The organism is Streptomyces sp. NPDC003042, from assembly GCF_053591315.1.
This window is the reverse complement of sequence record NZ_JBSFTP010000012.1, coordinates 127,039-139,085: the sequence shown is the minus strand read 5'-3', so window position 1 is coordinate 139,085 and position 12,047 is coordinate 127,039. Positions and strand designations below refer to the sequence as shown.

General features: G+C 74.2%; 4 protein-coding genes. All 4 read right to left on the bottom strand.

Annotated elements, in window-relative coordinates; all coding sequences use genetic code 11:
* Nucleotides 1-79 precede the first annotated feature (79 nt).
* The 4 genes from ACWDYJ_RS09990 to ACWDYJ_RS09975 all read right to left on the bottom strand — a co-directional run bounded on the left by ACWDYJ_RS09990 (nt 80) and on the right by ACWDYJ_RS09975 (nt 11,920).
* Nucleotides 80-850, bottom strand: coding sequence for an SDR family NAD(P)-dependent oxidoreductase (locus tag ACWDYJ_RS09990; RefSeq protein WP_451565009.1), 771 nt, complete (start codon nt 848-850; stop codon nt 80-82).
* A gap of 44 nt (nt 851-894) precedes the next feature.
* Entirely contained in the window at nt 895-1,974 is a 1,080-nt protein-coding gene (gene gntD, locus ACWDYJ_RS09985; RefSeq protein WP_451565008.1) for a guanitoxin biosynthesis L-enduracididine beta-hydroxylase GntD, read from the bottom strand.
* A gap of 176 nt (nt 1,975-2,150) precedes the next feature.
* A complete protein-coding gene (locus ACWDYJ_RS09980) occupies nt 2,151-8,654 on the bottom strand; it encodes an amino acid adenylation domain-containing protein (protein WP_451565007.1) in 6,504 nt (2,167 codons plus the stop codon).
* A complete protein-coding gene (locus tag ACWDYJ_RS09975; protein ID WP_451565006.1) occupies nt 8,651-11,920 on the bottom strand; it encodes an amino acid adenylation domain-containing protein in 3,270 nt (1,089 codons plus the stop codon). Before ACWDYJ_RS09975 ends, ACWDYJ_RS09980 begins: the two co-directional genes overlap by 4 nt.
* Between the last annotated feature and the right edge of the window lie 127 nt (nt 11,921-12,047).

The window sequence follows — 12,047 nt, the reverse complement described above, 5'->3', positions numbered from 1 at the left end:
CAGCTGCGGCTCGGCGAGATCGATCTCGCCGAGCCGGTCCGGGGTGAGCGCGGGGCGGGTGTCCATGGTGATGTCCTCGTCAGTTCAGCGGCTTGGTGGGGCCGGGGAAGAACGCGGTGGTGGCACCCGCCGTCTCGGCGCCGTCCACCACGAACTGCTGGCCCGAGATGAACGAGGCCTGCGGCGAGGCCAGGAAGTGGAAGACGTCCGCGATCTCCTCGGGGAGGGCGTGGCGCCGGGCCGGGATGCGCTCGTTGACCTCGTCGAGCATGGCGTCGGTGTACTCGGCGCGCTGCATGGGAGTCAGTACGGCGCCGGGCGCGACGCACGCGGTCCGGATGAGCGGGCTCAGCTCGACGGCGAAGGTCTGGCACAGCGAGGCCACGCCCGCCTTGCTGGCGTTGTAGTCGGCGTAGAGCGGGTAGCCGCGGGAGCCGTTGACGGACGCGGTCGCCAGCAGGACGCCGTCCCCCTGGCGCAGCATGTGGGGGGTGGCGTGCCGCCACAGGGCGAGGACGCCCATCAGGTTGACGTCCAGGGTGCGCCGCGCCTCGGCCTCGGTGAGGTCGAGGATGCCGCGGCGGACGCTGATGCCCGCGTTGGCGATGACGACGTCGATCCGGCCGCGCTCGGCGTGGACCCGGTCGACGGCGTCCTGTACGCCGGACCAGTCGGCGACGTCCAGCTCGATCCAGCGGAGGTGGCCGCCGCCCTCGCGGGGGCCGTCCACGGCGTCGGGAGCCGGCGGCTGGAGGTCGAGGTTGACCACGTGGTCGCCGGAGCGGGCGAAGCGCTCGGCGGTGGCCTGCCCGATGCCGCTGGACGCGCCGGACACGATGACTGTGCGCATGGGCGGGTGCTGCCTTTCTGCGGGGACGCGGGGCGGGGTGCGGCTCAGACGATGACGCGGTGGTGGTCGAGGGCGTACCCGCTGAAGTTGCGCCGCAGATTGCGGCTGACGGTGAGCTTCTTGAGCCAGCGGTCGGTCCCGTCGTACCGGGCGGTGAACGGGCGGCGCCCGTGCACGGCTCGGTAGTTGTCCACGAGCAGCATCGAGCCGGGGCCCACCGCGATGTCCTGCTGCACCCGCTGGAGCTCGGCCATGAGCCGGTCGAGCGCCGCCTCGGCCGGGGCGTCCCCCGAGCCGACGTGCATGAAGGGCCGGTCGATGCGCAGGTACGGGTTGAGCCGGTCGCCGAAGAGGACCGCGGTCGGCGTGGGCCGGTCCACCATGTCGTACAGCCGGGCCAGCGCGGGGTGGCCGGGCGCCGCCGTCTCCAGCTGCCGGATGTGCTCGGTGTCCGGGAGGATGTGGAAGCGGGCCTCGGCGAGCACCGCGCGGTCGCGGTCGTCCAGCCGTATGTCGCCCACGGACGCGATGATGGTCGGCACCCGGTCGCTGTTGCGCAGCCCGAGCAGCAGCAGGTAGTCGCAGCGGTTCGGGTGGAAGCCGTCCTCGGTGTGGAACTCCAGGAGGCTCTCGCTGCCGTAGCCGCTCTGCCGGTCCTCGTCGCCGCGGATCGGCAGGATGTTCTGGATGATGCGGCCTTCCTGGAGGGTCACCCAGCCGAATGGGTCGCCCAGCACCATGCCGCAGAGCGCCAGCCACAGCGCCTGCTCCCCGGCCGCCTTGCCGCGGATGGCCTCGCGCCAGTGGTCCGGCGTGGGGCCCAGCTCGGCGTCGTCCACGGGGAAGCCGTGGACCAGGGCGGCCGCCGACCGCTCGGTGCGGCGGTAGGAGAGCAGGAAGGAGCGCAGTCCGGGAGGCAGCAGGTCCTCGGCCCCGTGGGCGCGGTCGTAGAACTCCGGCAGGTCGGGCGCCCCGTGGGCGTCGCCGAGCTGCGCCGCCGCGGCGCGCAGCTGGGCGGCCTCCTCGGCGTCGAGGTGGTACTCGACGGGGGTGTCGGGCCGGCGGGCGTCCCGGTCGGCCGCGTCCGGGCGGGAGGTGTCAACAGCGGGGGAAAAGGTCGTCATGTGGGTGGTCCTCACCAGGTCGTGACCGCTCGGGTCGTCCGTCGTCCGGTCCTGTGGGGTCCGCGCGTCGCCGCCGGACCGCGTGTGGTGCGCACTGGACCGGCCGAGCAGGGTCCCGGCCGTTGTGGTCCAGCGATGGTGCGGGGTGGTGCGGGGTGGTCAGGTGTTCGGGCCGGCTACGACCAGTCCTCGGCGAACTCGGCGAGTTCGTCCTCGTCCAGGACGAGCAGCGGCTCCTCGGGGCCGGATTCCCCGCCCTCCGGGCCGGGATCGGCGGCCACCTCCTTCACCGCGGCGGCGAGCGCGGCCACGGTCTTGAGGCTGAACACGTCGCGGGGACCCATGTCCAGGCCTTCCGCACGGGCCAGGGTGACGAGCCTGATCGAGATGATCGAGTCGCCGCCGAGGTCGAAGAAGCTGTCGTCGATGCCCACCCGCTCCACACCGAGGGCCTTCGCGAACAGCGCGCACAGCTGTTCCTCGCGCGCGGTGCGGGGCTCCCGTCCGGCGCTCGCGCCGGTGAAGTCCGGCGCGGGCAGGGCGCCCCGGTCGAGCTTGCCGCTCGGTGTCACCGGCAGCCGGTCGAGGACGACGACGGCCGCGGGCACCATGTACTCCGGCAGGGCGGCGGCGACCCGCTCGCGCAGCCGCGCCGGGTCCGGCCGGCCCTCCGCCGCCGGGGCCACGTACCCCACCAGACGCCGCAGGCCGGGCTGGTCCTCCCGGACGACCACGGCAGCCCGGGCCACCGACGGGTCGTCCGCCAGCACCGCCTCGATCTCGCCCGGCTCGATCCGGAAGCCGCGCACCTTCACCTGCTGGTCGGCGCGGCCCAGGTACTCCAGGACGCCGTCAGGGGTGCGGCGCGCCACATCGCCGGAGCGGTACATCCGCGCGCCCGCCGGGCCGAACGGGTCGGCCACGAAACGCTCCGCGGTGAGCCCGGCCCGGCGCAGGTAGCCGCGCGCGAGGCCGTCCCCCGCCAGGTACAGCTCGCCGGGCGCCCCCACCGGGACCGGCCGCAGCGCGCCGTCCAGCAGGTACACGCGGGCGCCCACGACCGGGTCGCCCAGCGGCGGACCGGTGCGGCCCGCCAGCGGACGGCTCATCGTCGCCATGACGGTCGCCTCGGTGGGTCCGTACGCGTTGACCATGCGGCGTCCGGCCGACCAGCGTTCGACCAGGTCCGGCGGGCACGCCTCGCCGCCCACGACGAGGGTGACACCGGCCGGCAGGCCGTCCACGGGCATCACGGCGAGCGAGGACGGCGGGAGCAGCAGGGTGGTCACACCGTGCCGTGCCACCGTCGCCGCCAGGGCCGGCCCGGGCAGCAGCTCGTCGGCGGTCGCGGTGACCGCGCTCGCCCCGGTCAGCAGGGCGGTGGCCAGTTCCCACACCGAGGCGTCGAAGCTGGGCGAAGCGAACAGCAGCACCCGCTCGTCCGCGCGCAGGGCGAGCCCGTCGCGCTGCTGCTCGACCATGGCCGCGATGCCGCGGTGGGGCACCAGCACGCCCTTGGGACGGCCGGTCGACCCGGAGGTGTAGATGAGGTACGCGGCGGTGTCGGGCCGCAGCGGCGCCGTCCGGTCGGCGTCGGTCAGGTCCGCGTCGGACAGGCCACGGGCCCACTGCGCCGCCTCGCCGAGGAGTTCGAACGGGGCACCGGCGACCGGCGCCGGGCCGTCCAGGAGCAGCGTCCGCCCCGCGCCCGCCCCGGCCATCAGCTCCGCCGCCCCACCGGTGGTGAGGACCAGGTCGGGCCGCGCGTCGCCGATGACGTAGCGCAGCCGTTCCAGGGGATAGTCGACGTCCAGCGGCAGGTAGGCGGCGCCGGTCTTGAGGACGGCCAGGACCGCGAGGACGGACATGGCCGACTTCGGCAGCGCGATCGCGACGACGCCCTCCGGGCCGACGCCCCGCCGCGCCAGCGCCCGCGCGAGCCGGTTGGCCTGCGCGTTGAGTTCGCCGTACCCGACCGCGAGCGGGCCGTCATGCACCGCGACGGCGTCGGGCCGGGCCCGTACCCGCTCCTCGAACAGCTCGGGGAACGTCGTACGCGCCAGCTCACGCTCCGCGCCGGCGGCGGCACCGAGCAGCTCACCGCGCTCCTGCGGCGTGAGCAGGTCGATCCGGCCGAGGGCCAGCGCCGGCTCGTGGACGAAGGTGTCGAGCACCTTGCGCACCCGGGTGAGGAGCGCGGCGGGCGCCTCGGCGGTGAAGAGGTCGGCGCGGTAGCTCAGTTCCAGACTCAGCCGCTCGCCGGGCATCACGACCAGGCTGAGCGGGTAGTGGGAGGCGCCCGGCACGGGTTCGTCGTCGAGGGAGAGGCGCAGGCCCGGGACCTGTTCCTGGATGGCCGCCCCGTCGAAGGGGGTGTTCTCGAACCCGATGACGGTGTCGAAGAGTTCACCCAGGCCCGCGATCCGCTGCACCTCGGTGAGACCCAGGTGGTGGTACGGGCGCAGCTCGGCCTGCTCGGCCTGGAGGTCGGCCAGGACCCTGTCGAGCGGCCGCGCGGGGTCGAGTACGACCCGGACCGCGACCGTGTTCATGAACAGGCCGACGATCTCCTCGGCGCCCGCCAGCTCCGGCGGACGGGCGGCGGTGGACGCGCCGAACACGATGTCGTCGCGGCCCAGCAGCTGGCCCAGCGCCACGGCCCAGGCGCCCTGCACCACGGTGTTGAGCGTCAGGCCGGCGCCGCGGGCCGCGGCGGAGAGCGCCGCGGTCTCCTCGGCGTCGAGCACCGACGTGACCAGATGGGGCACGGTCGCGGTGGCGGCATCGGCGTCCGGAGCGACGAGTGTCGGCTCGTCGAAGCCCGCCAGCGCCTCGCTCCAGGCCTTCGCCGCCGCCTCCTCGTCCTGGCCGTCGAGCCAGCGCAGGAAGTCGGCGAACTGCGCCGGCGGACGGGCCCCGTCGGTCCCGCCACGGGCGTAGAGCGAAAAGAGGTCGCGGAAGAACAGCGGCAGCGACCAGCCGTCCAGCAGCCCGTGGTGGTAGGTCACGAGCAGCAGGTGCTCGTCGGGCGCGAGCCGGACCAGGGTGACCCGCAGCAGCGGGGGTCGCGCGAGGTCGAAGCGCCGTACGCGGTCCTCGTCGACCAGCTTCCCGAGGCGGCGGCGGCGCTCGTCCTCGTCCAGTGCGCGGAGATCGACCTCCTGCCACGGCACGTGCACGTCCTCGTGCACCACCTGGACGGAACGGCCCGTGCTGAGGAGGGTGAAGGAGGCGCGCAGCGCCGTGTGGCGGGCGAGGACCGCGTCGACGGCCTTGCGCAGCACGGCGGGAGCGAGCGTGCCGGTGAGCTTGACCGGTGCCTGGGCGGTGTAGACGTCCACGCCGTCGGCGGCCAGCAGGGCGTGGAAGTGCATGCCCTGCTGGAGCGGGGTCAGCGGCAGCACGTCGGCGATCGGGTGGCCGCTGTCGGCGGCGAGTTCGGCCCGCTCCGCGTCCGTCAGGGAGATCAGCGGCCCGAGGTCGGGCGCCGCCGCCGCGGTCGTGGCCTGCGGATCGGCGTCCTGGGCGACCTCGGCGAGCCGGGCGATCGTCTTGTGGACGAAGATCTCCTTGACGGTGAGGACCAGCCCGGCCCGGCGGGCCGCGGCCGCCAGCTGCATGGAGATGATCGAGTCGCCGCCGAGGTCGAAGAAGCTGTCGTCGACGCCGACGCGCGACTGGCCCAGGACCTCGGCGAACACCTGGTGCAGTACGCGTTCCCGCTCCGAGGAGGGGGCCCGGTACACGGCGGTCGCCTCGAACCGCGGGGCCGGCAGCGCACGCCGGTCCACCTTGCCGTTCGCGGTGAGCGCGAAGGCGTCGACGGCCATCACGAGGGCAGGGACCATGTACTCCGGCAGCCGCCGCGCGACCAGTTCGCGCAGCGCCTCGGGCCGCACCCGGGCGCCGGCCGCGGCCCGTACGTACCCCACGATCCGCCGTACGCCCGCGCTGTCGGCGGACACCGACGCCACCGCCTGGTCCACCGAGGGATCCGCCGCCAGCGCGGCCTCGATCTCGCCCAGTTCGATGCGGTGGCCCCGGATCTTGACCTGGAAGTCGATGCGCCCGCAGTACTCCACGACGCCGTCCGCCCGGCGGCGCCCCAGGTCACCGGTGCGGTACATACGGGCGCCGGCCGGGCCGAACACGTCGGCCACGAACCGCTCAGCGGTCAGCCCCGGACGGCTCAGGTAGCCGCGGGCGACGCCGTCACCCGCGATGTACAGCTCGCCGACCACCCCGGTCGCCGCCGGCCGCAGGAAGGGATCGAGCAGGTACACCCGGGTGTTGTCGGCGGGCGTACCGATGGAGGGCCGGGCGGAACCGTCGCCGTGGCAGAGCATCGCGTCGACGGTGCACTCGGCGGGACCGTACAGGTTGTACACCGACAGGCCAGGTACGGCTCGCAACTCCTGCCACAGGTCGTCGCCGACCTCCTCGCCGCCGAGGGCGAGGGTGGAGATCCGGTGCCGCTGCCCCTCCGCCTCGAACATGCCCGCCGCCAGCATCTGCCGGGCGACGGACGGCGTCGTGTCCAGGACATCGATCGCCGCGCCCATCGCGTGGTCGACGAGGGCCAGCGAGTCCTTGCGGACGGTGTCGTCGACGATGTGCAGTTCGTGTCCGGCGACCATCCACAGCAACTGGCTCCAGGAGGCGTCGAAGCCGAGCGAGTTGGTGAGCGCGGCGCGCAGTGGACGGCCGCCCGCCTTCGCCCGCTCCGGTTCGAAGAAGTTCGCCCGGTGGCTGTGGAACATGTTGACCAGGTTGCGGTGCTCGACGGCCACGCCCTTGGGACGGCCGGTCGATCCCGAGGTGTAGACGGCGTACGCCAGGTCGGCGGGCCGCAGCGCGCCGAGGCGGTCGCCGTCGCCGAGGTCCGTCGCGTCATCGGGCCGTACGCTCTCGTCGACCCGGAGCGCCGGCACCCCCTCGGGCACGGCGGACGCGGTGGCGGCGGCGGTCAGGAGGAGCGCCGGTCCGGCCTCCTCGCAGATCGCCGCGATCCGCTCCGCGGGATGCTCGGCGTCGATGGGCAGGTACGCGGAGCCCGACTTGAGGACGGCCAGGATCGCCGTCACCGCTTCGGTCGTACGGGGCAGGGCGACGCCGACGAGCCGGCCCGGGCCGGCGCCGTGGGCGACGAGCAGCCGGGCGAGCCGGTTGGCGTCGGCGTTGAGCCGTTCGAAGGTCAGGGCGGTGACGCCGTCGACGACGGCGCACGCGTCCGGGGTCGCGCGGACCTGCGCCTCGAACAGCTCGGGCAGGATCCGGGCCGCGTGGGCGACGCTCCGGCCGCTCGACGCCTCCAGGATCTCCCGCGACTCGGCGGCCGAGCGCGACGGCAGCCGTCCCGCCGGCAGCTCGGGCCGGGCGGTGATGTCCCGCAGCAGGGCGCACAGGCGCGACAGGATGTCGGCGGCCGCCTCCCCGGTCCAGACGTCCTCGCGGTAGTTGAGTTCGAAGCGGAGCCGGTCGCCGGGGTGGACGGCCAGGCTCAGCGGGTAGTGGGTGCCTTCGAGGGTGTCCTCGACGATGTCCCGCAGCATGGCGACGGAGAGGCCCGGGACCACGGAGGTGCGGACGGCCTGCTCGACGGGGACGTTCTCGAAGGCGACCGTCGTGTCGAAGAGTTCGGTGACGCCGACGGCGCGGTGGATGTCGGCGAGGCCGAGGTACTCGTACCCCATCACGGCCGTCTGCTCGTGCTGGATCCGGGAGAGCAGGTCCGCCACCGGCTCGGCGGGGTCGATCCGTACCCGGGACGGGACGGTGTTCATCATCAGGCCCACCATGCGGTCGGCGGCCGGGAGCTCCGGCGGGCGTCCGGCGACGGTGTTGCCGTAGACCACGTCCTGGCGTCCGGTCAGTACGGTCAGCAGCAGGGCCCAGCCGCCCTGCACCACGGTGTTGGTGGTGAGCCCGCGCGCGCGGGCGGCGGCGATGAGCTGCGCCGTCTCGGTCTCGGAGAGGTGCGCGACCACGCGCTGCTGGCCGCGGTGGGCGGAGCCGGTGGCCGCTCCGTTCGCCACCAGCGTCGGGCCGTCGACACCGGAAAGGGCGGCCTGCCAGGCCTGCTCGGCCTCGCCGTGGTCCTGCTCCGAGAGCCAGCCGAGGTAGTCCCGGAAGGGCGCGGCCGGTTCCAGCCCGTCCGCCTTCCCGCCGTCGCGGTAGATCCGGAACAGGTCGCCGAGGATCAGCGGGAGCGACCAGCCGTCCATCAGGATGTGGTGGTTGGTGATCACCAGGACGTGCCGGTCGGGTGCGAGCCGCACCAGCGTGAACCGCATCAGCGGCGGCTTGGTCATGCCGAAGCGCCGGGCGCGGTCCTCGGTCAGCAGCCGGGCGAGCCGCAGCCGGCCTTCCTCCGCGGCGAAGCCGGAGAGGTCGATCTCCTCCCACGGCGCTTCGACCTCCCGGGCGACGGCCTGGACGGCCTCGCCGGAGCGGCGCTGCAGGAACCCTGCGCGCAGGCTTCCGTGGCGGGCGAGCAGAGCCCCGCAGGAGGCGCGCAGCGCTTCGGCGTCGAGGGCCCCGACCAGCTCCAGGGGCGTCTGCACGTTGTAGAAGTCGACGTGCTCGCCCTCGGTGTTCCCCTCTTCGAAGAGGGCGTGGAAGAGCATGCCCTGCTGCAGCGGCGTGAGCGGCAGCACCGCTTCCAAGGATGTCTGTCTCACAGTGATGTCTCCCACTGGGCTTCGAGCTCGTCGAGCTCGTCCGCGTCGATCCGTACGAGGCTCTCCGTACGGGGCGCCGCGGCTTCGGGGTCGGGGTCCTGCGCTGTCCGGGCGATCTCGGCGAGCCGCGCGATGGTCTTGTGGACGAAGATCTCCTTGACGGTGAGGACCAGGCCGGCCTGGCGGGCCCCGGCCGCCAGCTGCACCGAGACGATCGAGTCGCCGCCGAGGTCGAAGAAGCTGTCGTCGACGCCGATGCGCGGCCTGCCGAGGACCGCGGCGAACACCTCGTGGAGCAGGCGTTCGCGCTCCGAGGACGGAGCCCGGTACACGGCCGCTGCCTCGAACCGCGGGGCCGGCAGCGCACGCCGGTCCACCTTGCCGTTCGCGGTGAGCGCGAAGTCGTCGACCACCATCACGACGGCGGGGACCATGTACTCCGGCAGGCGTCGCGCGACGAACCCGCGCCACGCGACCGGGTCCGGCCCGCCGGCCGGGGACTCGCCGATGGCGTCGGTGTCCGGCGCGGGGACGACGTACGCGACGAGCTGCCGGAAGCCGGGACGGTCCTCACGGACGATCACGACGACCCTGCCGACGCCCGGCGCCCGCGCGAGGACGTCCTCGACCTCGCCCAGCTCGATCCGGAAGCCCCGCACCTTGACCTGGCCGTCGGCGCGGCCCAGGTAGGCCAGAGCGCCGTCCGCCGTCCATCGGGCCACGTCGCCCGTCCGGTACATCCGCGCACCGGGCGCGCCGAAGGGGTCGGCGACGAACCGCTCGGCGGTGGTCCCGGGGCGGCCGAGGTAACCGCGGGCGAGTCCGTCGCCGCTCAGGTACAACTCGCCCGCGACGCCCGGGGGCACCGGCCGCAGCGCGTCGTCGAGCAGCCGGACGCGGGTACCGAGGACCGGGCGGCCCATGGGCGGCACGATCCGCCCGGACAGCGGCTCGCTCATGGTGGCGATGACCGTCGACTCGCTGGGCCCGTACGCGTTGACCATGCGCCGGCCCGGAGACCAGCGCGCGACCAGGTCCGGCGAGCAGGCCTCGGCGCCGACGACCAGGGTGACGCCCTCGGGCAGTCCGTCCGGGGGCATGACGGCCAGCGCGGAGGGAGCGAGCAGCAGGCAGTTGACCCCCGTCTCCTCGACGAGGTCCGCCAGTTCGCGGCCGGGGGCCAGCCGCTCGGCCGGGGCGACGACGGCGCAGGCGCCGGTGAGCAGCGCGGTGCACAGCTCCCAGACCGACGCGTCGAAGCTGGGCGACGCGAACTGCAGCAGACGGGTATCGGGCGTCACCGCGAGGGCGGCGGTCTGCTGGCGCACGAGAGCGGCCAGGCCCGTGTGCGGGACGACCACGCCCTTGGGGCGGCCGGTCGAGCCGGAGGTGTAGATGACGTAGGCCGGGTGTCCGGGCAGCAGGGGTGCCGGGCGGTCGCCGTCCCCGAGGTCGGTGGCGGGCAGCCCGGCCGCCGCGGAGGCGGTGGGGCCGTCCGCGTCGTCGAGGTACAGCCGCGGCACGCCCGGGGCGAGCGTCCCGTCGTCGGCCGCGCGCGTCGTCAGCAGGAGCAGGGGGGCGGTGTCGTCGAGCATGCCGGTGACCCGGGCCCGCGGGTAGTCCAGGTCGACCGGCAGGTAGGCGGCGCCCGACTTCAGCACGGCGAGTACGGCCGTCAGCGCGGCGACGCCGCGCGGCAGGGCGACGGCCACCAGGCGCTCGGGCTGCGCGCCCCGCTCGATCAGCGCCCTGGCCAGGCGGTTGGCGTGGGCGTTGAGCTCCGCGTAGTCGACGCTGCCGGCGGGGGAGAGCACGGCGGCAGCGTGCGGTGTCCGGCGGACCTGCGCCTCGAAGAGTTCGGGGAAGGTCTGGGGCGCGATCGTCGGAGGAATCGTTTCTGCGGTCCGGGCGCCCGCGGCGAGCACCCGGCCGCGTTCGGCGGCCGTCGTGACGTCCACCCGGGCGAGCGGGAGGTCCGGCGGCGCGGCCAGGAACCGGCCGAGGAAGTCGATGAACCGGCCCTGGTGCTCGGCGAGGTCCCCGGCGGTGTAGCGGTCGGGGTTGGCCTCGAACTCGATCCGCAGGTCGTGACCGTCCGGACCGGGATGGCAGGTGATGTTGAGGTCGCAGACCTGTCCGCCCGACAGCGCGGTCAGGACCGCTTCGCGCCCCGCGAACGGGGTCTCGGAGCCCGACGGCATGATGTTGACGAGCACGCCGAAGAGCTGCTCGTTCGAGCCGAGGAGCCGCAGGTCGCGCCGGAGTTCGTCGTACGGGTGGCGCTGGTGCGTGAGGAGTTCGCCGAGCCGCCGCGCGACGTGCCGGACCAGCTCGGTGCGGCTCAGCGCGGGATCGACGGTCAGCCGCAGCGGCAGCGTGTTGGAGAGCATGCCGGGCACGTTGTGGGAGTTCGCGCCGAGCCGCGCGGTGACCGGGACACCGATGGTCAGGTCGCGGGCCCCGGTCATGCCGTGCAGGTACGCGGCGACCGCCGCCAGCATCGCCACCGTCCACGGGCTACGGGCGGCCCGTCCGGCGGTGTGCAGCGCGCGCAGCTCGGTCCGCGCCAGCGCCGTGGTCGCGGACAGGGCGATCCCCGCGGCGCTCGTCGGCACTCCCGGCGCCAGGCTGACGGTCTCCGGCCGGTCGGCGAAGACGCGGGTCCAGTACTCGGTGTCCGCGGCGTGCTCCGCCGAGTCGCGGTAGGCCGCCTCGTCCGCCAGCAGCGCCTGGAGCCGACCCAGCGGCTCGCCCGCGGGCTCGGTCCCCGCCGAGAGCGCCTCGTAGACGGCGGCGATCCTGCGCGAGTGCAGCATCGAGCCGTAGCCGTCGGACAGGATGTGGTGGCTGCGCTGGTACCAGAGGTAGTGGTCGGCCCCGACGCGCATGAGGACGTGCGCGGACAGCGCGTCGTCGAGCAGGTCCAGGGCGGTGGCGCGGTCGCGGTCCATCAGCGCGCGGGCCGTGGCGAAGGGTTCCGGCTCCGCGCTGAGGTCGAGCTCCCGCCACGTCGAGCAGCCCGGCGCGACCGGCCGCTGGTACGGCCCGTCCGGCCGCTCGACCAGCTCGACGTCGAAGGTCCCGCTCTCGCCCTCCGCCCGGCGGATCGCGCGCCGGAGCAGCCCGCCGTCCACCGGACCCCGGATCTCCATGACGACCACGGTGTTGTAGGCGGGGTTGTCGGGGTCGAGCCGCTGGGCGAAGAACACTCCTCGCTGGGCAGCCGTCAGCGGAAGCAGACCGTTCTCGGCGTCGCGTGAAGTCATCGGGTGGGTAACCGCTCTCTCGTGCACTCCGGCGGGTCAGCAGCTCGGATCTCGCGACGAATGCTGCATCGCCCGCGCGGCCGCCCGCCAGGCAACCGACCGGCAATCGGGGTGCTGGTCGAAATGC